The organism is Salinispora fenicalii, assembly GCF_000514815.1.
Lineage (GTDB): Bacteria > Actinomycetota > Actinomycetes > Mycobacteriales > Micromonosporaceae > Micromonospora > Micromonospora fenicalii.
This window is the reverse complement of record NZ_KI911472.1, coordinates 166,692-187,267: the sequence shown is the minus strand read 5'-3', so window position 1 is coordinate 187,267 and position 20,576 is coordinate 166,692. Positions and strand designations below refer to the sequence as shown.

Here is a 20,576-nt window from a genome sequence, read left to right as displayed (position 1 = left end):
GCCGCCAACCCACCCGGTCACTCGGCGGGCTTGAGTACATAGCCGGCCCCGCGCAGAGTGTGAATCATCGGGGCTCGACCGACATCGATCTTTTTGCGAAGGTACGAGATATACAGCTCGACCACGTTGGCTTGTCCCCCGAAGTCGTAATTCCAGACCCGGTCCAGGATCTGCGCCTTGCTGAGCACCCGACGCGGGTTACGCATGAGGTAGCGCAGCAACTCGAACTCGGTGGCGGTCAAGGTAATCAACTTCCCGCCCCGACTCACCTCATGGCTGTCCTCGTCGAGGGAGAGGTCACCGACAGTGAGCACCGCCTCCTGCCGGGCGGCGATCGCGAAGCCGGAGCGACGCAGCAACGCCCGCAGCCGGGCGATCACCTCCTCCAGACTGAACGGCTTGGTCACATAGTCATCACCGCCGACGGTCAGCCCGGCGATCCGGTCTTCGACCGCGTCCCGTGCGGTCAGAAAGAGCACCGGCACGGTCGGAGCCACCTCGCGCAGGCGGCGCAGCACCGCAAAGCCGTCCAGGTCGGGCAGCATCACGTCGAGAACCACCGCGTCCGGCTGGAACTGGCGGGCCGTGCTCAACGCCGCCATCCCGTTGCCGGCCGTCCGCACCTGCCAGCCTTCGTAGCGCAACGCCATCGACAACAGGTCAGCCAGGGTGGATTCGTCGTCAACGACCAGGACACGCACGGGCTGGCCGTCGGGGCGGCGGAGGTCAACCCGGGCCGCTCCCACCTGCTCGTTGGTCATCATGGTCCTCATCATGGGTGCCCCCGCTGTAGGGCGGTTGTGCGGTTCCTGTGCCCCCGCTGTGCAGGCTACTCGGACAGCCCGATGGGCCGAAACGAACCGACGGGTTCGAGCTAACCCACCCCTGAGCTGTTCTTCCGTGCCCGGAACACGGTTTCGCCAGCGCAACGCTGGGTAGGCCGGGGTGAGTGACGGGAGGAACGCGATGTCCCAGCACAGCTCCTGGCTGAACGAGACGGCCACCGCAACCGCGGAGGGCGGGCATGTCCGAACCGAGGATGGCGGGCTCTCCACCGCCTTGGCGTCCCCACTAGCTCCGCACTGCACCGGGCTGAGCCCGTCGCAGTTGCTCGCCGCAGCCTTCGCCTCATGCCTACACCACGCTGCGGTGGAGGCGGCCGGGGAGATCACCGACGAAGCGCACACGGTCCAGGTACGGGCCGAGGCGAAGCTCGGCCGAGACGACGACGGTCGCTACCGGGCCGATGTGAACGCCTCCATCTCGTCGGCTGGACTGACCCGCCAACAACTAGCCGACCTGGTGGAGCACGCCGACCGACTCTGGCCCTTCTCTACCGAGGACGCGAGCCGGCATCACCTGACGGTGGCGCTGACCGACAACGGCCGGCACTGAGCCAACTCACGGGAGCCCGATAGCCGTCGGATCAGCACTGCGACCGACCCGTGAATGCCCGGTCAGCCGATCTACATTCAGCCGTTCGGAGGAGGGGTTCGCGCTCGGATCCACTCCCCCAGCAAGATCGGAAACTTGCGGGCTTTAACAATTCTTTCTATCTCATTTCCGGTATTAGGGATAGCCGAGGTTTGTGAGGTTTCCCCGGGCCTCGTCCGCCCCATCCGAACTTTGTTGCAAATAGTGACGCGCCCCACTAATCGGACCGGTGGCAGTGAGCGATCCGCTTTCTAGCCTCGGCGGATGCACCCTGACGACACCTTCACCCAAGAGACGACCCAACACGGATCGGCTGCCCGGCCGGCTGACGAGACCTCCACCGAACGGACTACCTCACCGTTCCGCGCCCCCAACCACGGGCTACGCGCACTGCTGGCGTCGACCCCGGCCCGGGTCGCTCTGGCCACCGGCCTCACCTTCTGCCTCGGCGCGGCCGCCTACGCCGGGACACGGCAAACTCCCGAAGAACCGGAGCAGACCCCGGTCGCCGAGGCGGCAGCGGAACGAGTCGGCGCCGCCGATCGCGCCTCACGTTCCCTCCTCCGAGATGACGCCATCCCCACTTCGACGAGCCCCAGCCCGACCGAAGCCGCCAACCCGACCGAAACCGCCAGCCCAACTGAAACCGCCAGCCCAACCCCGGCGGAGCAGGAGCCCACTTCCAGCCAACCGGTGCCACCCCAACCGGTCGCCGGGCTGACCCAGACCCAGATGGACAATGCGAAGACAATTGTCGATGTTGGGACCGAGATGAACATCCCGCATCGTGGTTTGATCGTTGCCATCGCCACCGCTATGCAGGAGAGCAGGCTGCTCAACTACGCCAACGCCGGCGTACCGGAGTCACAGAACTACCCACACGAGGCAGTTGGCTGGGACCACGATTCGGTCGGCCTGTTCCAGCAGCGCTCGAGCACCGGCTGGGGCAGCATCGCCGAGCTGATGACTCCCACCTACGCGGCCAAGGCGTTCTACCAGGCACTCCTACAGGTCCCCGGCTGGCAGAACATGAGCGTCGCCTGGGCAGCCCAATCTGTCCAGGTCTCGGCCTTCCCCGACGCGTACGCCCAGCACGAGACTCGGGCGACCACAATCGTCAGCGCGTTGGTGTGACGGAGTTTCGCCTCCCTCAGCGTGTGAGTCGTCCCCAGCGGGCGACTCGCCCTCAACGGGCGGCTCGGCTCGGCCCCACGGCGGAGGCGGCGGTCGGCGTGTCGGCCGGCACCGTCTCCGTCGGGCCACCGAGAATTTCGTCAGCCCGGGCCGCCCGGCACTGTCGGGCATGTAGCGCCGCCTCAAGCTCCCGGCGGGCCTGAACCGCCTCGGTATAGACCTGCTCACGCACCCGTCGGGCCTCCTCCCGGGCGGAGTCGAACTCCAGTCGCGCCCGGAGGAGCAGTTCGGCCGCCTCCCGCTCCGCCGCCTCACGGTTGACGACGTCGACGGGTCGCCGAGCCGCATCACCGAGGTCGAGCCGCTGGAGCAACCCACAGAGACCCGTCGCCTCCTCGCGAATCTCGTCCCACTCCCGCCCGGCTCGCGCGGCGCCCTCCGCGCGTGCCGCCAACCGACTCAACCGGACCCCGAGCTCATTCAGGCAGGAATCAACCTGCCGTTGGTCGTAACCGACGTCTACGACGGAGAACCTCATGCTGTCGCCCCCAGGCACCTGCTACGTCTATCCGCACCATCGATCCTCGGTGCCCGGGGACCACCATCGAGGAATATTCGGGAAAATATTTCAACATCCGAACAATCCGGCTAATTCCGATACTTCGGGTTGCCTTCTGCTGACCGGTCCAACCGGACGTACTGGCGGCATCGCTCCGCTCTCCATCATCGATGGCCACCACTTCTACACCGTCCGCTCCTACGCCGCCCGCAGGTCGGGGCCAGCTACTCGCCCCGACAGCACCGTCGCTGGTTCGGCGTCCGCCGGCGCTCCCGAATCCGGAGTCTGGAAGAGGTAGCGGATAAACTCCCCGCCGGCCTCATTGTCATCCGCACCGGGCCACTGCCCAATGCAGTCCACCCCGATCACCTCCCGGCCAGTGCCGTCGGTCTCCTCCAGCAGGACCCACAGGGTGACCGGGTAGCAACGGGTGCCGTCGGGTGTAAGACGCCACCGCGCGTACCAGCCGGGTCGGGCGGGGATGATCTCGACGATCCGCTTCATCACGACCTTCCCTTCCGCATACCTCGGAAGTCCACCGGTCCACTGCGATCGTCCGGCTCGACGAGGTGAGCGACCATCACCCCGGCCGGATGAGGATCCCCACTGCGAGCCAGTGGTCCCGGCGAATCCAGCCCGCCACGGGCGGCCACCGCCAGCCCGCCCCGGCACCACCAGCGCGCCCCGGCACCACCAGCGCGCCCCGGGCCACCCGCCGGCTCTGGACCACGGCCCGGGCCTGTTTCCTGCTTGCTGGCGACGGGAAGGCAGGTGGCGACAGCCGGAACCGCAGCGAAGGAGTTGTCACATGCGCAAGCAGATGGAGGGCGACAACCAACGCCGCCGGGCGCTCGCCCGACAGGCCCGAAGCCAGGGACAGCGGCCCAGCGAGACCGGGGCTAGCCTGAGCGCCACCAAGCAGTTGACCAGCCTCGACCAACGGCGGCGCAACGGACCCGCGCCGGCGGGACGCCACAAACCGACCAGCACTAGCGGTGGCCCCGCCCCGCCTCCGATCGGCGCCCCGGAAAACTCACGGCCCATCCCGGACAACGGCCCCACCAGCACCACCACGATCACCTATCAGGATCTGGTGACCGATGTCGGGCTGCGGTCCGGAGTCGACTTTCCCACCGCCAAGGTAGGTGTGGCGGCGACAGTGCTGACCCTGGCCCGCGCGCTGGGTGCGGCCGAACGCGGCCGGCTGCTCGCGGCCGTACCGACCCGGCTCCACGACATCACCCCGGTGGACGGTATCGAGGACCGCTCCGACCTATCCGGCTTCCTCGCCGAGGTGGGACGGCTCAGCGGCCGCACCCCGGAGCAGGCCCGCTACCAGGCGGCGGCCACCCTCACCGCGCTGGCGGACCGGGACGGTGACCTGGTCGAGTCGCTGCACGTCCCGGAAGGGCTGCGGGACCTGCTCGCCCCGCCCGAGCCCGGCGGCGGCGTGATCGGAGCGACGGCCGCAACCCCGCCGCTCGATGAGGTGCAGCTGCGCGAGGTGCTGGCCCGCCTCCCGTACTGGTCTGGGAATCGACACGGGCTGTCCCGGACCGTCGTGCTGCCCGCCGAGAACCTCGACCGCGTGCTCGACCGACTCGACCAGCTCCGACGACAGATCGGGCGCGGGCCTTCGATCGGTCAACCCGACCGCACCACCGCGGTATTGACAGTGGCGACTGCCCGGCCCCGAAGGGCTCCCGAGGTGACCGGACCGGACGTGGACCTGGCACACGCCGTGGACGATGCGATCGACGAGGTAGGGGCCGGAATGGCGGGCTAACCCGGCGCCCGGAGGGGCCGGCCACTAACCTCTACGACCTGGTAGTGGCGGGTGGGCGGGCCCCTCCTCCCTCCCGGCCTACCCCGCGCGGGCGGGCACCTCCGGGGAGCTACTCTCCAACGGAACCGAGTGCGCCGGCACCAGGCTCAGTTGGACCGCCGGCCGGGGCAACGTCGCGTCCAGCAGCCAGTCGGCGCCCACCCGGGCTCGATTGCCGGGCAGGTTGAGCAGGTGGTATCCCCGGGTCACCACCTTGGCGGGTAGTCCGGCCAGTGGCACCTTCAGCGGGTTCGCCGCCGCGTCCCGACCCCCCAGGTCGACCACCCACCCCAAGTCATGGTGCTTGTACGGCTTGCGGGTGCCCTGCCCGTACGAGGCGGCGATGTTGTGGGCAACCAGCTTGCCCTGCCGTTGGGCGTGCTGGGCGGTCATCGCGCAGACCTGCCCCGGCTGGGCCAGGTCGGGCACGGCCGCGGCGTCGCCGCAGGCGAACACCTCTGGGAAGCCCGGAACGTTGAGGTACTCATCGGTCACCAGACGGCCCTTCTCCGTCCGCAGGCCGAGCTGCGCGACGAACGGATCGGGACGGACCCCGACACACCAGATGAGGGAGCAGGTCGGGATGAACTCCCCGTCGGTGAGCTTCACCCCATCGGCGGTCGCCACCGCTACCGAGGTTCCCATCCGCACATCCACTCCGCGCTCGTCCAGGACCCGGTGAGCGGTGTCGGACATCCGCCGGTTCAGCTCGGGTAGCACCCGCGGCGCCACGTCGAGCAGCATCCACCGGGGCCGAAGGTTCAACCGAGACCGCTGCCCGACGAGCCGGTCGGTGAAGAGCTGTCCGTGGGCGGCCACCTCGGTGCCGGTGTAGCCGGCTCCCACCACGACGAAGGTGGCGCGCGCCCGTTGTTCGGCCGGGTCAGTGGCTTGTTCCGCCAGCTCAACCTGTCGGATCACGTGGTCATGAAGATAGAGCGCCTCCGGCAGGCCGCGAAAGCCGTGCGCGTACTCGGTGACCCCGGGGATCGGCAGCAGCTTGTTGACGCTGCCGACGGCCAACACGAGCCGGTCGTACGCGAGACGGTTCCGCTCCCCCTCCGGCTGCGTGAAACCGACCCAACGGTTCCGCAGGTCAACGTGATCGGCTTCGCCGATCACGAGGCGGACACCGTCGAGTGTCCCCGCCAGCGGCACCGAGATCCGGGTCGGCTCGACGACGCCGGCGGCGACCTCTGGTAATAGCGGCAGGTACAGGAAGTAGTCGGTCGTGTTCAGCAGCACGATCTCGGCCTGGTCCTTAGCCAACCGGCTGAGCGTCTTTGCCGCGTGGTATCCGGCGAAACCGGCCCCTACGATCACCACCCGAGGCTTCGTCATTCCACCGCCGTTCCCCGGGCAAGGCCGGACAAACCTCCCGGTGAGCGGGGCAACGGTGCCGCGGGCGCCGCACATCGCAGGTGAACGCCCTCGGTCAGGTGCGCCCTGCTGCCCGGTGGGCATCGACGTGATGCTGTTGGCTGCGCTGGCCCCGTCCCGCAGACCGGCCCGGCATGCTCTGGACCGGTCTACCCTCCGGACCGGCGGAGGGACTCAGGGGCCTAACGAGGGATCCCGTCGCCGCCCGAGGTACTAACGGTCGACCCCTGCCGATCCCCGCCCGACCTGCTGGTACGAGTCGCGTACAGGCTGGTGAGGGTGACCACCATGAGGACAATGATGATCACTGCGAGTGAGGCCATGGTCGGAATCTCCGGCACCCCCTGCCAGACCCCGTGCGCCCAGTGCAGGCCCAGTTTCACTCCAATGAACGCGAGGATGACCGCGAGTCCGTAATTTAGGTGAACCAGCCGGCTGAGCGCGGCATGCAGGACGAAGTAGAGCGCCCGCAGTCCGAGCAGCGCGAAAGCGTTGGTGGCGAAGACCAGGTACGGATCTTCGGTGATGCCGTACACGGCGGGCACCGAGTCGACGGCGAAGACCACATCGGTGGCGAGTACCGCGACGACCACCAGGGCCAGTGGGGTTAGCGTCCGCCGGCCAGCCAGGCGTACGACCATCTTTGTACCCTGATAGTCCTGGGTGACCGGCATGAACTTGCGCAGGAGCCGCACCGAGCGCATCCCGTTGATATCGACCTCTTGCTCCTGACCGGAGATCGCATCGCGCAGTAGCTTCGCCGCGGTGGCGAGCAGGACGAGGGCGAAGAGTAGAAAGGCGAAGTCGAGAGTCTGCAAGGCAGCCGCGCCGAGTGCGATGAACACCGCACGCAGCACCAGGGCACCGGTGATCCCGAACAGGAGGACCCGCTGGGCGAGCACGGGAGGTACCGCGAACGCGGCCAGCAGCAGCATGAAGACGAAGAGGTTGTCTACCGAGAGGGACTTCTCCACCAGGTAGCCGGTCAGGTACTCGACGCCCTGCTGCGAGCCGTAGCGGGACCAGAGCCAGGCACCGAACGCCAGCGGCAACGCGATATAGAACGCCGACCAGGCCAACGCCTCCCGGAGCGACACCTCGTGCGGACGCCGGGTGATCAGAAAGTCGAGTACCAGCAGCACGACGATTCCGGCGACGGTGACGCCCCACAGCGTCGGTGTACCGATCGACTGCAGCTCGGCAGAAATGTACAATTCGGTCATGGAGCCTCCTCGAACACGATGCCATGCTCGAGGTCTCCTTCACCCACTTTCGTAGGCAGCCATCCGAGGCAGGCTCCGGGCCCGCCGTACTGACCGGAATAGCTCGTGGGAAGTACTCCCCTCGTCGCGACCAAGGTTAGGGCAGTTCCGGGCCGAGCTGCCAGGCGGCACCCCGGTCCCACCGGCGGCACTTCCGCTACTACCCGCAACGCCCGCCCCCTACCACCCCGGCCCATCGGCGCTTATCGTGGCCCGATGACCGACAACGTACCGGCCGGCCCCCTCGCCGGGGTGCGGGTAATCGAGCTGGCCGGGATTGGTCCGGGCCCATTCACCGCAATGATGCTGGCCGATCTCGGCGCCGAGGTGATCCGGGTGGACCGGACGACCGACGTGAACCCGACCGCTTTCGGCGCCCCCCACCCCGATCTGCTGAACCGGGGACGGAGATCAATCGGCGTGGACCTGAAGTCACCCCCCGGTCGCGACGTGGCACTCGCGCTGACCGCCGGCGCAGATGTGCTGATCGAGGGCTTCCGGCCCGGCGTGACCGAGCGACTCGGCCTCGGCCCGGCGGACTGCCACGCGGTGAACCCGCACCTCGTGTACGGGCGGATGACCGGCTGGGGGCAGCACGGTCCCGCCGCATCGGAAGCAGGGCACGACATCACCTACCTGGCCTTGACCGGGGCACTACACGGGATCGGACGGGCCGGCGAGCGACCGGTGCCGCCGCTGAACCTGCTCGGCGACTTCGGTGGCGGTGGGATGATACTGGCCCTCGGCCTGATCAGCGCCCTGTACGCAGTGCGTGGCGGCGCCGTCGGCCAGGTGGTGGACGCCGCCATCGTGGACGGCGTCTCGGTGCTCAGCACCCAGATCCACGCCCTGCGCCACCTCGGCCAGTGGCAGGACCCCCGCGGGGTAAACCTGCTCGACGGGGGCGCTCCGTTCTACGACAGCTATGAGTGCGCCGACGGAAAGCACCTGGCGGTGGGCGCGTTGGAGTCCCGCTTCTACGACGAACTGGTTCAGCGCACGGGCTTTCCGCTGCCCGGCGACACCGCGCTGGACCGTACCGATCCGGCGAACTGGCCGGCGCTGCGACAGGCGTGGGCACGGTTGTTCCGGACCCGGACCCGGGACGAGTGGGCGGCGCTGTTCGCCGGCTCGGACGCCTGCGTGGCCCCGGTTCTGGACTGGGCGGAGGCACCGGCACACCCGCACCTGGCGGCGCGGGCCACGTTCGTGGAACACCACGGGGTGACCCAACCGGCGCCCGCACCGCGCTTCTCCGGTACGCCGACGGCCCTGCACCGTCCACCGCCGCACCCCGGCGAACACACGGACGAACTGCTGGCCGAGGCGGGTTTCGGAGCTGACCGTATCGCCGACCTGCATGCTGCGGGCGCCGTCGCCTAGCCACCGAAGGGTGCAGTGAGTCAGCGCGACGGATCAGGGCCGGCGCAGCGCCGAACCCGGTGCCAGTGCTGGCTCCACCAGTTCCCGGTAGTCGCGGGGCAGTTGCACCGCCACATCGTCGAACTCACCACCGCTGATCGCCTCCCGCAGCGTGATGAAGACCGCTCGAACGGCCCCGTGCGCAGTCGCTTCGTCGACGTGGGCACGAGCGGCCACCCGAGTGACAAACTCCGCCGCTGCGAGTCGCTGCGCTGCCTCGTTGTCGGGTCCCGGCTTCAGCACCACCTGCAGCTGCGCCGGCAGCTGTACGGCCAGGTCCAACACCTCCCCGCCGGTCAGCCGCTCGGCGAGCGTCTCCAGGACCGCCTGGGTCAGCTCCACCGCCTGCGCGGCAGGGGTACCCGTCCGCCGCCCGACCTGGTCGACAAAGGTGTGATAGTCCATGCTGTTCCCTTCGGTCCGGCCGACCGGATACCCACCCCGCGCAGTACGGAAACTGCCGGGTTGTCGGCGGCCGCTGCATGGCCCGGCCCGAGACGCATCGCGCTGTACGGCCACGCGTGCCGGATCGAGAAATCCGGGGTCAAGGCTGAAAAGGCCCGGCGGAGTCGGGAAAAGCCGGATAAGTTTCGTGACTGAGAAGGAGTTTTCTGGCCGAATCAGTGGGAGGGCCGGACGCCTCGGGCCACGAACCGCGACCAGAGGCGCCGCCCCGCGGACCAGGCCGACGGAGGAAATCCACGCCCGAACCGGGTCACCACCATCGGTAGCCAGCTGCTTCGCCCCAACCAGACGGACATCAATGCCCGGCCCCCACTACCATACGATAGGACTTCGCCGGGGCGCAGCTTTTGTAGAAATACGGGCCGGACTTTCGGTAAAAACGGCGCCTGAAGCTCGGCACAGCTACGAGCTGGCTCATGAGACTGACCCCGGACGTCGGCCCAGGGCTGCCCCCAGTTACGGCGCTGGTGTGCCGACCAGCTCCGGGTATCGCTGCTCCAGGTCCACCCGGGCGAGCGCGCCCACCAGCCAGGCCAGCCGCTCGGACCGGCCGCTGCCCGCCAGCCCGGCCAGGTCGTCAGCGGAACGCCCGAGGCCCAGCCGGCGGGCCGCGGCCAGCGCCCGCCGATCGGCGACCGGCGGTACCTCAGCCCAGAGTGCCTGCACCTCGCGGAGAAACAAGACAACCGCCGTATCGTCCACCCCGGGCAACTCGGTGAGCAGGGCACGTTCCCGATCGGCATCGCGGGCGGCGACGACGCGCAACCGTCGAAGATCCCCGCGGTACCGGTCAACGACCGCCTGCGCCAGCTCCCCGAGCGTGTCGGCGGTCTGCTCGGCTGCGGTGCGAAGACCGCAGTCGCGCAGCAGCCCGACCCGCTCTGCGGGCGTAGAGCGGGCGAGCCGGGCGGCACTGTCCCAGCCGAAGGCCGGCAGGGCACGGGCCGCCTCGATAGCTCGCCGAGCATCGCCGCGGCGGGACAACAACACGGCGAGGCAGAGCAGCTGAAAGAGGCTCGACGGGTTGTTGGTGGTTCGGAAGCCGTACTGTTCAGCAAAGCCCCGCCCGTCCCCGGCGAGCCGGCGGACCAAGCGTTTCTTGTCCTCGATGGTCGGCATAGGCGGCGACTACCCGCCCCGACCGGCGCCACTCATGGGTGCCCGGCGTCCGCCGCCAAATTCCCCACTCGGCTCGCCTACGTCCCCAAGCGCACCACGGGTAGGCCGGTCGCCCTCACCGTCGGCGTCCGCTGGCGACCTCGTCCAGCAGGCACTCGATCCGTTCCACTCCGGCGGGCATCGACATCTGCCGCAGGTAGGCCTCCCGGCCCCGCCGCCCCATCTCGGCACGGGCAGCCGGCGGGATGGTGGTGGCCAACCAGAACCGGTCGGCGAGAGCCTCCCACTCCTCCGGCGGACACGACAGTCCAGCCCGGGCGCTCTCCACCACCTCCGCGGTGTCGCCGCCGGCCGAGGCGATCACCGGCGCCCCGCACGACAGGGCCGTCGGCAACTTGCCGGGCAGGGTGCTGCGTAGTTCAGGCAGGTCCCGAAGCATGACCAACTGGTAGTCGGCAGCGGCGTACAACTCCGGCATGTCCAGCGGCGAGCGCCGTTCGACGAACCGTACGTTGTCGGCGCCCAACTCGGCGGCGAGCCCCCGCACCCGCCGCTCCTGTTCACCCGACCCGACCAGCACCAGATCCATCCGCTGATCGAGGGCTGCCGCCGCCCGCACCGCGGTCTCCAGCCCCTGTCGAGCACCGATGGTACCGGCGTACATGACCACGCAGCGGTCGTCGCGACGGATGAGTTGACCGGCGGCCCTACTCGGCGGAGCCGGTTGGAAGATCCGCTCGTCGGTCCAGTTGAGCACCACCTCAACCGGACCCGGGTCACTCCCCTCCGGCACGACGAATTCCCGCAGTGAGGGTGCCGCGACCGCGATCCGGTCGGCGCGTCGATAGGTAGTGGCCATCGCCCTGGCGAGCCGAGCGGTCCCCCGATCGGGCCCGGCTGCCGCCGGCTCCGGACCGGCCCACACGTCCTGAACGTGTACGACGGCCGGTACCCGACGAAGCGCCCGCAGCAGGCGGGCCGCGGCGAAGGCGGTGGCCGGCGGCTGGTGCACGTAGAGGGCGTCAACACCGGCGAAGAACCGCCGGCCGACCAGCGACACGCTGCCTGCGAAGGAGAGGGGACCGGCCAACCGGCCACGCCCGTAGCCGCTCCGGCCAACGTAGCGGGGCACCCGCCGCACGGTCAGCCGCTCGCTACGGGTCTGGTGGCGCCAACGCTGACGCCACCCCGGATAGGTGTACCCGCCCGGGTAGTCGGGAAATCCCGTCAGCACCCGAACTTCATGTCCACGGCGGGCCAACTCCTCCGCGAGGCTGCCCGGGATGAAAGCCGGTTCCGGTGGAAAGTGATACGCCAGGATGCCGATCTTCATCGTTGCTCCCCCGTTGCCAGCAGGGCGGCCTCGTTGCGCCGCTGGCCGCTGTCCACGTACGAATCCGTCCTGGTCATCGACCCGAACGGTTCGCTCTGGTGCTCGCCGGCCGTCCGGCGACGCAGGTAGGCACGCTGGGGTACCGGGCGTGGACGGCAGCGGTTCATCAGGTACGCCGCCGCGTCAACCCGAAACCCCCAAAGAAACTCACAAAAACTCCTAAGCTCAACTTATACCGTGAAACCATTACAACGTCTTATGCATCAAATATCCGAAGTTTCGCCATTCAGTCGACAAGCCCGACACACCTCCTCCTCCGGAGAAGCGGCCTGACGGGGGCAAGGTCACGTCGTCTCCGCTCGCCGTCCCATCACTCGCCTGGATAGGGTGGTGAGCGGTGTGCCGGGAAGCCTGGTCGGCGACCGTTTCCTGCTGCCCCGACACCGCTTGGATGGACCGCGCGTATGACCGACCGCACCCCGCCCCCGGGCCGCGCCCGCCGCCTCTTCTCGCGTACCTCCTGGCCGGAGGCCCGCTTCCTGGCTGACGTGCTGCGGACCGAGACCTTCGGCGGCGGCCTGCTGCTGCTCGGCGCGGTGATCGCGCTGCTCTGGGCGAACTCGCCCTGGGGCGACTCCTACGCCGCTTTGGCATCGTGGGTGCCCTGGCCGGGCGGGTCCGACCTGCACTTGGACCTGGACCTCGCCGCCTGGGCGGCCGATGGCCTGCTAGCGATCTTCTTCTTCGTGGTCGGGCTCGAACTCAAACGCGAATTCGTCGCCGGGGACCTTCGGGACCCACGTCGTGCCGCACTGCCCGTCGTCGCGGCGGTCGGAGGCATGATCGTTCCGGCCTTGATCTACGTCGGCATCAACCTCTCCGCCGGTGGCGAGAACCTGCGCGGCTGGGCCATCCCGACCGCCACCGACATCGCCTTCGCGCTCGCCGTGCTGGCCGTCATCGGATCCCACCTGCCGCAAGGGCTCCGCGCCTTCCTGCTCACCCTCGCCGTGGTGGACGACCTGCTCGCGATCACCGTCATCGCCATCTTCTACACCGGCGACTTCCAACTCATGCCGCTGCTGCTCGCCTTGCTGCCGATCGCACTCTTCGGCCTCCTCGTGCAGCGCCGCAAGACCTGGTGGTGGGCGCTGATCCCGCTGGCCCTGGTGGCCTGGACCCTGGTGCACGAGTCCGGGGTGCACGCCACGGTGGCCGGTGTCCTGCTCGGCTTCACGGTGCCGGTCCTGCGCGGTCGAGAGGGTGACCGGCACGGGCTCGCGGAGCACCTTGAACACCGCTGGCGGCCAGTCTCCGCCGGCTTCGCCGTCCCCGTCTTCGCCTTCTTCGCCGCTGGAGTATCCCTACGCGACGCCGACCTCGGCGCCGTGATCACCGACCCAATCGTCGTCGGTATCGTCGCCGGCCTGGTGCTCGGCAAGGTACTCGGGATCTTCGGCTCGACGTTCCTGCTCGCCCGGTTCACCCGCGCCGAGCTAGACCGAGACATCACCTGGACCGACCTGCTCGGTGTCTCCCTACTGGCCGGCATCGGTTTCACCGTGTCGCTGCTGATCGGTGAACTCGCTTTCGACAGCGGTGCCTCCGACGACAACGTCAAGGCTGCCGTACTCAGCGGATCGCTGATCGCGGCACTGCTCGCCTCCATCGTGCTGACCCGCCGCAACAAGGCCTATCGGCGCATCGCCGTCAAGGAACGGGTGGACAGCAACCGCGACGGCGTGCCCGACGTCTTCCAGCACCGCGACAACTGACCAGGCCGACGGGTCGCCGGCGGACGCCAACCAGCATCCATCAGCAACCCAACTGCTGTCACCGCGGCGGGCGAACCGAACTCGTTCGGTTCGCCCGCCGCCGGCTCATGGCGTACCCCAGAAGGTCAGCCGAGCTGCCCGACCGCATCCAAGATCAGCCAGAGGCCACAGCCGGCGAAGAGCAGCGCCGCACCGTAGCGCACGGTCCGCTCGGGCAACTTACGGCCGAGCACCCGCCCCACCATGATCGCCAATGCATCCGCGGCGACCATGCCGAGCGTGGATCCGACCCAGGTACCGAACCAGCCGTACTGGGTCGCCAAGGTGATAGTCGCCAGCATGGTCTTGTCGCCCAGCTCGGCGAGGAGGAATGCGACGCCGACCACCACCGCCGGCCGGCCCGACCGGTTCGCCTTACGCCGTTCCTGCTCGGTGAGGTGGTCGCCACGAAGCGTCCAGGCACCGAACCCGAGAAACGCCACGCCAGCGAGGAGCGCGATCCATCCGGTAGGCAACGCCGCACCCAGCCCGTAACCGATCGCCACCGAGGCCAGGTGCACGACGGCCGTGGCCACGGTGATGCCGATCAACACCGGCAACGGTCGAAATCGGGTGGCAAAGGTCAGAGCCATCAGCTGGGACTTGTCTCCCAACTCGGCGACGAAGACGACGCCGAAGCTCACCCCCAGCGCGACGAGGAAACCCTCCATGACAACCTTCCGATCCGGCCGGAAAGAGGCACGGAGCGACCTCGACCCGGCTACCAACCTGGGTCGAAGGTCTCGCCCGCCCCGCCGAGCGGGGCCGTGTGGCCGGGTGCGGAAACACCAGTGTGTCGACCACGACGTTGGGGGCTACTCCCCTTCGCGCCGACCACCCTAGCCGACCACCGACGGCGCTGACGTCGGTGGTCCGGCCCGGGCTGGTGAGTCGAGGAAGGGACGGCGACTTCCGCCTACTCGGCGCGGGCGAGCGTGACGCCGAACAGGCCGGCCGGATCCGTCCAGAACTCACTGGTGACGAAGCCCGCCGCGCGCAGCTCCGCCGCGATCCCCTCGGGTCGGAACTTCGCCGAGACCTCGGTCCGCAGCTCCTCCCCGGCGGCGAACGCCACCTCGATGTCGAGCACCTGCACCCGCATCGGGTGCCGGGCTCGCAGCCGCATCTCGATCCACTCCCGCTTCGGATTCCAGAGCGCGACGTGGTCGAAGGCCGCTGGGTCGAAATCGGCACCCAGCTCCCGGTTGATCACCTGCAGCACGTTGCGATTGAACTCGGCGGTCACCCCCGCCGCGTCGTCGTATGCGGGAACAATGACCGCCGGATCCTTGACCAGGTCGGTGCCGACCAGCAGCCAGTCCCCCGGCTCCAGCGCGGCGCGCATCGCCGCCAGGAACTCGGCGCGCTCTGCCGGCAGCAGGTTGCCGATCGTCCCACCGAGAAACACCACGAGCCGCCGCCCGCCCGCCGGCAGCCGGTCAAGATGCCGGGTGAAGTCGCCGACGATTCCACGGACGCGCAGGCCCGGATAGTCCGCGGCGATCCGGGCGGTGGACTCGCGCAGGGCGCTCACCGACACGTCCAGTGGCACAAAGGTGCCCAGGTCGCCGTGTCGAGTGAACGCGTCCAGCAGTAGCCGGGTCTTCTCCGAGGAACCAGAGCCCAGCTCGATCAGCGTCTTGGCACCGCTCACCGTCGCGATCTCAGCAGCCCGATCCAGCAGCACCGCGCGTTCGGCCCCGGTCTGGTAGTACTCCGCCAGCCGGGTGATCTCCTCGAAGAGCTGGCTGCCCCGAGCATCGTAGAACCACTTCGGGGACAGCCACTTCTCCTCGGCGGTCAACCCGGCACGGACATCTTGCCGCAGGCTGCGTCCCAGGTCCTGCTCTTCGAGGTGGATCTCCAGCGGCTCTGCGCTCATGTCTGTCCCTTCCTCATCGAATCTCGGGGTCTCGAAATCTCCTGGCGGTCACTCCGCCGGCAGGGCAGAAGTCCGCGCCCCAGTAGCGGTCGCCACCACCAGCTGCCCCTCTGGCACCGCCTGCCAGTCGGGGTCGTCATCGTGCGGCTCGGACGCCAGCAGCACCGAGTTCGGCGTCTGAAGGATTGACAGGCTGTGCCCGGCGACACTCGCCACCGCCGTCTGCCCATCGGTCAGCAGCAGGTTGATTCGGGACCCGGGGGCGGCCCGACCCACCGCCACAACCGTCTCCGCCACCGCGCGGGCCGGCTCGACCCCGGCACGCAGCCGGTGCCGGACCAACGCCCAGAGCAGCGCCGCATCGGTGGGCGCGTCGAGGGTGAGCAGGTCACGCACCGGCAGCGCACCAGCGAGCGGGGCAACGCTGTCCGGCCAGCCGCGCACCGCCCCGTTGTGGCTGAACAGCCACCGCCCTTCCATAAACGGCGCGGCGGCCGTCTCGAGCACCGGCATGCCGACGGTTGCGGACCGGACCGCCGCGAGGATCGCGCCCGCACGGGTGACGTCGGCAAGCTGGGCGATCGTCGGGTCAGTCCAGATCGGCTGGGACCGCCGGTAACGGACCGGATCGCCGTCGTCCGAGTACCAGCCGACACCAAAGCCGTCGGCATTGATCACCCCACCGCGACGCATGTCCTTCGGCGCCCAGGACTGACGAACCAGTGACGCCGGCGGATCGAAGAGCAACTCCCGCAGGGTGATCGGCGGACCGAGATAGACCAGGTGACGACACATCAGCCAGCCCTCACTCGGGTGCCTCTTCGGGAGCAGCGTTCCGGGCGCAGCGGAAGCCACTGAAGATCTGCCGGCGAATGGGGTAGTCCCAGTTACGGAAGGTGCCCCGGCAGGCCGCCCGGTCGGTGCCGAATGATCCGCCACGCAACACCCGGTAGTCGTCGCCGAAAAAGACCTCGGAATACTCCCGGTAGGGAAAAGCGGTAAAGCCGGGATGGCCACGGAAGGTAGTCGAGGTCCACTCCCACACGTCGCCCATCAGCTGGTGGACACCGAGCGGCGACGCACCCGCCGGATAGGCCCCGACCGGCGCCGGCCAAAGGTGCCGCTGGCCGAGGTTGGCGTGGTTGGTCGTCGGCTCCTCGTCGCCCCACGGGTAGCGGCGAGACCGGCCGGTCGCCGGGTCCCAGCGGGCTGCCTTCTCCCACTCCGCCTCGGTCGGCAACCGCTTTCCCGCCCAGTTGGCGTAGGCCTGCGCCTCGTACCAGCTGACGTGCACCACCGGCTCGTCGTCGCGTACCGGCGCCCACCGGCCGAAGCGGCGGTAGGCCCAGCCGTGGCCATCCGGGCGCCAGTGCAACGGTGCAGTCAGGCCCTCCTCCTGCCGGTGCGCCCACCCCGCGGCGCTCCACCAACGTGGGTCGCGATACCCACCCTCGGCGACGAAGGCCGCGTACGCGCCATTGGTAACCGGCACCGCGTCGATGGCGTACGCCGGCAGGTAGACCCGGTGGGCGGGACGCTCGTTGTCGAGCGCCCAAGGGTCGGTGTCGGTACCCATGGTGAACTCACCCGCCGGGACCAGTACCTCCCCACCCACCCGGACTCGGGGCTCTGGCGGAGGTGGCGCGTCGAAAACGGCCGGACCGGCGCGCAGCTGGTGGGTCGCGAGCATTGTCTCGTCGTGCTGCTGCTCGTGTTGGACGATCATGCCGAAGGCAAAGCCATCGGCGACCAGCCGCCGATCGGTGAAGGTCACCCCGTCGAGGAGGTCAAAGACCTTGTCCCGGACCGTCGCCACGTATGCCCGTGCCTGCGGCGGCGGCAGCAACGGCAGCGCTGGCCGGTCCCGGCGGGGCTGCTTGAAGGCGTCGTAGAGCTCATCGATGTCCTGGCGGACCGGCTCCCGGCCGCCAACGTCCCGCACCAGCCAGAGCTCTTCCTGGTTGCCGACATGGGCGAGGTCCCACACCAGGGGCGACATCAGCGGGGAGTGCTGTCGCACCAGGTCGGCGTCGTCAACCGCGTCGGTCAACACCTCGGTACGGGCCCGGGCACGGCCCAGCTCTGTCGCGATATGCTCCCGCAGTCGTACCCCGTCGGGCCGGTCGGTCGTTCCGGTCACCGCCGCCTCCTTCCCGCGGCCTCCCGCCGCCGTCGTACGCCTCGGTCAATGTCGTCGTGCAGCGCGGGCGGCAGCCCCAGCCGGGGCAACACGGTCAGCGCCAAATCAAGCAGATCGGCGGCCGTCGCCGCGAGAGCGTCATCGTGCAGGCCGTGCCGGGCGGCGGCGATCCATCGCTGTGCCTGCGCCCCGACGAGCGATCGGGCGGCCCGGGTAACAGCCGGCTCGGAGAGCAACGCGGCGACCACCGCCACCGGCACGGACCAACTGCCTTCCGGTTGGGCATCGAGGTAGCGCAACTCCAGGTAGCCGCGGGGGCGCACCGGCGGAAAGAGCGTGCTCACGTGGTAGTCGAGATCGTCGACTGTGGGAGGTCGGGGCAGCGCGCCAGCCAGCCAGTCGGCGAAGGTGACGCCGACCGGAGCCGTCCAGTCCGGCCCGTCCCGCACGCATAGCAACGGGGCGGCGAGGACGTACGCCGTCCAACTGGCGATCGGATCCGCGGCGTCCTGCTCGGGAGTCCACACTGCCCGGGTCCGCGCCGGGTCGATGGCGAGCCACGCGGCCATCCGGGCGGAGACCCAGCCGGTCGGTCGCCCGGCGTGCTGCCCGGCGGTGGCAAAGGCGGCGATCAAAGGTGGACCAATCGCGTGCGCCGTAGCCCACCGGTCGGCGAGCTGGTCCTCCTCGCCAACGTCCAGGCAGATCTGGAGGCTGGCGGTGCTGTACATCATTCTGCGACCGGCCGGGCCACGACGGTCGAAGACCTGGCGCATCGCCCGGTACCGCGGGGTCTCGAACACGGGACGGGGTGACCGGTGGGCGTCGATGCCGCCGGCGCCGAGGACCAGCCCGGCCCGCCCGAGAAGCGCGGTGAGCTCGGCGATCTCGGCTTCGGTAGCGGTAATGAGGGCCACGACGGAGGCATGTGTTGCGGTGGAGATCTCCACCTGCCCGCCGGGCTCGACGGTGACGGAGCCGCCGTGCCGCAGCGGTTGGGCGGGGCTCGTGGTGTCCAAGGTGCGGGGGCTGTGCGGCCCCAGGGCAGCCCGCAGGCGGTTGGCCCCGACCGGGCGGGCGGGGTCAACGGCGTCGTGCACGGTCCATTCAAGCTCGACGCCGAGCCATCGGGGTGGGCCGGTCTTGAAGCAGATCCGGGACAGGTGGCTCGCAACCGCAGCCGAGGAGGTCAGGACCGTTCCGTGGTCCACCTCCGGCGACGTCACCATGGTTCGGCCCCCTTCGCCGCGCCGACGTCCGACCCGTGACACCGTAACGCGGATCACCGACGAAGGTGGGTGCCCGCGGGCCGGTCTCCCTCTGTCTAGCAGACGAACTCCGTGAATCCGGGTGGAATTCGGGGCACCACGTGGCGTGAGACGCCGCCCGGCATCGCCTCCACTCGTTGTAGGTACGGTGTTGGCGTGTTGACATCGGGTGTCGTGCTCAGTGGTCGATACCGCTTGGACGAACGGATCGCCACCGGCGGCATGGGGGACGTCTGGCGGGGCGTCGATCTGGTGCTGGACCGACCCGTGGCGGTGAAGGTGCTGCTGCCAGCGCTCGTCTGTGACCCCGACTTCATCACCCGGTTCCGGTCCGAGGCGCGCATCATGGCCGCCCTGCGGCACCCGGGAGTGGTGCAGGTCTTCGACTGCGGCGCGGACGAACTGCCCACCGGCGACCAGGCCAACTACCTGATCATGGAATTTGTCACCGGCGAGCCCCTGTCACGGCGAATCGAGGCCGCCGGTCGCCTCGACGTGGCCGAGACCATGTCAATCGTCGAGCAGGCCGCACAGGCACTGGAGACCGTGCACCGCCGCGGCGTCGTGCACCGGGATATCAAACCAAGCAACCTGGTGGTGCAGGAAGACGGCACCGTCGTGCTGGTCGACTTCGGGGTAGCCCGTTCGACGAACGTGACAAGCATCACCAACACCAACGCCGTACCGGGAACCGCGCTCTACATGGCGCCGGAGCAGGCCGCCGGGCGGCCGGTCTCCGGCGCCACGGACATCTACGCGCTCGGCGCGGTGGCCTACTGCTGCCTCAGCGGCAGTCCACCATTCACCGGGGAGAGTCCGCTGCAGGTCGCCGTCGCGCACCTCGACGAAGACCCGCCCGAACTGCCCCACGACATCCCGGAGGCGGTGCGGGCACTGGTCCGCCGAGCCTTGGCGAAGAACCCCGAGAGCCGATTCAGCAATGGGTCTGCGATGGCAGCGGCCGCCCGTGCCGCCGTGTCGGACCCCACTGCGGCGACCACGACGTTGACCCCGACCGGATCAGCGACACTGCGCACCGCCGAGCCGACGACCCTGACCGACAACCCGATCATTGAACCGGACCGCCCGACTCGACGCGGACCGCTGGTCGGGGCGGTGGCCACCGCGGTGGTAGCGGTCGCTGGCCTGGCCGCTGTGGCGGCTATCAGCGCTGCCGCGGACGGGCCGCCGGGCGGGACGCCGTCGTCAGCGCCGACGGCCACGGGTGACGGCGGGGCGGCGCCGCCGCCCGCCGCGACTACCAGCTCGGTGCCACAGCGTCCCGACCGACCGAACAGGCCCGCCAGCAAGCCACCGCCGATGCCGACACCGACGGCATCGGCGACGGCATCGATGTCAGTTTCGGCATCAGCATCGACATCGGCGGACGCATCGCCGAGCCCGAGCGAGCAGCCGACCTCCCCAACGCCCGAGCCCTCAACGTCAGAGCCCGAGCCCCCACCGAGCGACGACTCGACGACGACGCCACCGGGCCCGACCGCCACCCCTGATCCGTAGCGTCGAAGCCGTGTCAGCCGA

Annotated in this window: 20 protein-coding genes; 6 read left to right on the top strand and 14 right to left on the bottom strand. The window is 69.3% G+C overall.

Annotated elements, in window-relative coordinates; genetic code table 11:
• Positions 1-17: 17 nt before the first annotated feature.
• On the bottom strand, positions 18-764 hold the full coding sequence (locus tag B116_RS0121850) for a response regulator transcription factor (RefSeq protein WP_026321941.1): 747 nt from the start codon (positions 762-764) through the stop codon (positions 18-20).
• A 202-nt stretch (positions 765-966) separates the two neighbouring features.
• On the opposite strand from B116_RS0121850, the gene B116_RS0121845 reads away from it, so the two are divergent.
• Both B116_RS0121845 and B116_RS0121840 read left to right on the top strand, forming a co-directional pair.
• Positions 967-1,395: an OsmC family protein gene (locus B116_RS0121845; protein ID WP_018219925.1), complete on the top strand. Its 429-nt coding sequence runs from the start codon at positions 967-969 to the stop codon at positions 1,393-1,395.
• A gap of 303 nt (positions 1,396-1,698) precedes the next feature.
• Positions 1,699-2,568 (top strand): hypothetical protein, encoded by an 870-nt coding sequence (locus tag B116_RS0121840; protein ID WP_027661320.1) that lies wholly within the window; start codon positions 1,699-1,701, stop codon positions 2,566-2,568.
• 52 nt (positions 2,569-2,620) lie between these two features.
• On the opposite strand, the gene B116_RS0121835 is transcribed toward B116_RS0121840, so the two are convergent.
• Together B116_RS0121835 and B116_RS0121830 are read right to left on the bottom strand one after the other, a co-directional pair.
• Entirely contained in the window at positions 2,621-3,106 is a 486-nt protein-coding gene (locus B116_RS0121835; protein WP_027661319.1) for a hypothetical protein, read from the bottom strand.
• A gap of 219 nt (positions 3,107-3,325) precedes the next feature.
• A complete protein-coding gene (locus tag B116_RS0121830) occupies positions 3,326-3,631 on the bottom strand; it encodes a hypothetical protein (protein ID WP_027661318.1) in 306 nt (101 codons plus the stop codon).
• Between the two features lie 304 nt (positions 3,632-3,935).
• Here B116_RS0121830 and B116_RS0121825 point away from each other — a divergent pair, with 304 nt between their 5' ends.
• On the top strand, positions 3,936-4,913 hold the full coding sequence (locus B116_RS0121825) for a DUF2267 domain-containing protein (RefSeq protein WP_027661317.1): 978 nt from the start codon (positions 3,936-3,938) through the stop codon (positions 4,911-4,913).
• A 78-nt stretch (positions 4,914-4,991) separates the two neighbouring features.
• On the opposite strand, the gene B116_RS0121820 is transcribed toward B116_RS0121825, so the two are convergent.
• Both B116_RS0121820 and B116_RS0121815 read right to left on the bottom strand, forming a co-directional pair.
• A complete protein-coding gene (locus tag B116_RS0121820) occupies positions 4,992-6,293 on the bottom strand; it encodes an NAD(P)/FAD-dependent oxidoreductase (RefSeq protein ID WP_027661316.1) in 1,302 nt (433 codons plus the stop codon).
• 221 nt (positions 6,294-6,514) lie between these two features.
• Positions 6,515-7,555 (bottom strand): TerC/Alx family metal homeostasis membrane protein, encoded by a 1,041-nt coding sequence (locus B116_RS0121815; protein WP_027661315.1) that lies wholly within the window; start codon positions 7,553-7,555, stop codon positions 6,515-6,517.
• A 255-nt stretch (positions 7,556-7,810) separates the two neighbouring features.
• Between B116_RS0121815 and B116_RS0121810 the strand changes: the two genes are divergently transcribed.
• Positions 7,811-8,977, top strand: coding sequence for a CaiB/BaiF CoA transferase family protein (locus tag B116_RS0121810; protein WP_027661314.1), 1,167 nt, complete (start codon positions 7,811-7,813; stop codon positions 8,975-8,977).
• Between the two features lie 33 nt (positions 8,978-9,010).
• Here the strand turns inward: B116_RS0121810 and B116_RS0121805 are convergent, their stop codons facing one another.
• From B116_RS0121805 to B116_RS27955, 4 genes are all read right to left on the bottom strand, one after another.
• Positions 9,011-9,421: a DUF2267 domain-containing protein gene (locus tag B116_RS0121805; protein WP_018723450.1), complete on the bottom strand. Its 411-nt coding sequence runs from the start codon at positions 9,419-9,421 to the stop codon at positions 9,011-9,013.
• A 516-nt stretch (positions 9,422-9,937) separates the two neighbouring features.
• Positions 9,938-10,600 (bottom strand): hypothetical protein, encoded by a 663-nt coding sequence (locus B116_RS0121800; protein WP_018723449.1) that lies wholly within the window; start codon positions 10,598-10,600, stop codon positions 9,938-9,940.
• A gap of 115 nt (positions 10,601-10,715) precedes the next feature.
• Positions 10,716-11,933, bottom strand: a complete 1,218-nt coding sequence (locus tag B116_RS0121795; RefSeq protein WP_018723448.1) for a glycosyltransferase family 4 protein — start codon at positions 11,931-11,933, stop codon at positions 10,716-10,718.
• The gene (locus tag B116_RS27955; protein WP_020608305.1) at positions 11,930-12,100 is read right to left on the bottom strand and encodes a hypothetical protein; all 171 of its coding nucleotides are present in this window, start codon (positions 12,098-12,100) and stop codon (positions 11,930-11,932) included. Before B116_RS27955 ends, B116_RS0121795 begins: the two co-directional genes overlap by 4 nt.
• A gap of 297 nt (positions 12,101-12,397) precedes the next feature.
• Here B116_RS27955 and nhaA point away from each other — a divergent pair, with 297 nt between their 5' ends.
• Complete coding sequence (gene nhaA / locus B116_RS0121785; RefSeq protein ID WP_018723447.1) at positions 12,398-13,708, top strand: Na+/H+ antiporter NhaA; 1,311 nt, start codon at positions 12,398-12,400, stop codon at positions 13,706-13,708.
• A gap of 125 nt (positions 13,709-13,833) precedes the next feature.
• Here the strand turns inward: nhaA and B116_RS0121780 are convergent, their stop codons facing one another.
• From B116_RS0121780 to B116_RS0121760, 5 genes are all read right to left on the bottom strand, one after another.
• A complete protein-coding gene (locus B116_RS0121780; RefSeq protein WP_027661313.1) occupies positions 13,834-14,418 on the bottom strand; it encodes a TMEM165/GDT1 family protein in 585 nt (194 codons plus the stop codon).
• A 245-nt stretch (positions 14,419-14,663) separates the two neighbouring features.
• Positions 14,664-15,629 carry an L-histidine N(alpha)-methyltransferase gene (gene egtD, locus B116_RS0121775; RefSeq protein WP_027661312.1) on the bottom strand — a complete coding sequence of 322 codons (966 nt, stop codon included), beginning with the start codon at positions 15,627-15,629 and terminating at the stop codon, positions 14,664-14,666.
• 48 nt (positions 15,630-15,677) lie between these two features.
• Positions 15,678-16,424: an ergothioneine biosynthesis protein EgtC gene (gene egtC / locus B116_RS0121770; RefSeq protein ID WP_018723444.1), complete on the bottom strand. Its 747-nt coding sequence runs from the start codon at positions 16,422-16,424 to the stop codon at positions 15,678-15,680.
• A 10-nt stretch (positions 16,425-16,434) separates the two neighbouring features.
• On the bottom strand, positions 16,435-17,769 hold the full coding sequence (gene egtB / locus B116_RS0121765) for an ergothioneine biosynthesis protein EgtB (protein ID WP_027661311.1): 1,335 nt from the start codon (positions 17,767-17,769) through the stop codon (positions 16,435-16,437).
• Positions 17,766-18,998 carry a glutamate-cysteine ligase family protein gene (locus B116_RS0121760; protein WP_027661310.1) on the bottom strand — a complete coding sequence of 411 codons (1,233 nt, stop codon included), beginning with the start codon at positions 18,996-18,998 and terminating at the stop codon, positions 17,766-17,768. The genes egtB and B116_RS0121760 overlap by 4 nt, the downstream gene beginning before the upstream one ends.
• 213 nt (positions 18,999-19,211) lie before the next feature.
• Between B116_RS0121760 and B116_RS0121755 the strand changes: the two genes are divergently transcribed.
• Positions 19,212-20,555: a serine/threonine-protein kinase gene (locus tag B116_RS0121755; protein WP_027661309.1), complete on the top strand. Its 1,344-nt coding sequence runs from the start codon at positions 19,212-19,214 to the stop codon at positions 20,553-20,555.
• The last annotated feature ends 21 nt before the right edge of the window (positions 20,556-20,576 follow it).

What these genes read in the sequence shown, in the direction of transcription:
- B116_RS0121850 (WP_026321941.1), bottom strand. Translation starts at nt 764, where the DNA reads ATGATGACCAACGAGCAGGTGGGAGCGGCCCGGGTTGACCTCCGCCGC.
- B116_RS0121845 (WP_018219925.1), top strand. Translation starts at nt 967, where the DNA reads ATGTCCCAGCACAGCTCCTGGCTGAACGAGACGGCCACCGCAACCGCG.
- B116_RS0121840 (WP_027661320.1), top strand. Translation starts at nt 1,699, where the DNA reads ATGCACCCTGACGACACCTTCACCCAAGAGACGACCCAACACGGATCG.
- B116_RS0121835 (WP_027661319.1), bottom strand. Translation starts at nt 3,106, where the DNA reads ATGAGGTTCTCCGTCGTAGACGTCGGTTACGACCAACGGCAGGTTGAT.
- B116_RS0121830 (WP_027661318.1), bottom strand. Translation starts at nt 3,631, where the DNA reads ATGAAGCGGATCGTCGAGATCATCCCCGCCCGACCCGGCTGGTACGCG.
- B116_RS0121825 (WP_027661317.1), top strand. Translation starts at nt 3,936, where the DNA reads ATGCGCAAGCAGATGGAGGGCGACAACCAACGCCGCCGGGCGCTCGCC.
- B116_RS0121820 (WP_027661316.1), bottom strand. Translation starts at nt 6,293, where the DNA reads ATGACGAAGCCTCGGGTGGTGATCGTAGGGGCCGGTTTCGCCGGATAC.
- B116_RS0121815 (WP_027661315.1), bottom strand. Translation starts at nt 7,555, where the DNA reads ATGACCGAATTGTACATTTCTGCCGAGCTGCAGTCGATCGGTACACCG.
- B116_RS0121810 (WP_027661314.1), top strand. Translation starts at nt 7,811, where the DNA reads ATGACCGACAACGTACCGGCCGGCCCCCTCGCCGGGGTGCGGGTAATC.
- B116_RS0121805 (WP_018723450.1), bottom strand. Translation starts at nt 9,421, where the DNA reads ATGGACTATCACACCTTTGTCGACCAGGTCGGGCGGCGGACGGGTACC.
- B116_RS0121800 (WP_018723449.1), bottom strand. Translation starts at nt 10,600, where the DNA reads ATGCCGACCATCGAGGACAAGAAACGCTTGGTCCGCCGGCTCGCCGGG.
- B116_RS0121795 (WP_018723448.1), bottom strand. Translation starts at nt 11,933, where the DNA reads ATGAAGATCGGCATCCTGGCGTATCACTTTCCACCGGAACCGGCTTTC.
- B116_RS27955 (WP_020608305.1), bottom strand. Translation starts at nt 12,100, where the DNA reads ATGAACCGCTGCCGTCCACGCCCGGTACCCCAGCGTGCCTACCTGCGT.
- nhaA (WP_018723447.1), top strand. Translation starts at nt 12,398, where the DNA reads ATGACCGACCGCACCCCGCCCCCGGGCCGCGCCCGCCGCCTCTTCTCG.
- B116_RS0121780 (WP_027661313.1), bottom strand. Translation starts at nt 14,418, where the DNA reads ATGGAGGGTTTCCTCGTCGCGCTGGGGGTGAGCTTCGGCGTCGTCTTC.
- egtD (WP_027661312.1), bottom strand. Translation starts at nt 15,629, where the DNA reads ATGAGCGCAGAGCCGCTGGAGATCCACCTCGAAGAGCAGGACCTGGGA.
- egtC (WP_018723444.1), bottom strand. Translation starts at nt 16,424, where the DNA reads ATGTGTCGTCACCTGGTCTATCTCGGTCCGCCGATCACCCTGCGGGAG.
- B116_RS0121760 (WP_027661310.1), bottom strand. Translation starts at nt 18,998, where the DNA reads ATGGTGACGTCGCCGGAGGTGGACCACGGAACGGTCCTGACCTCCTCG.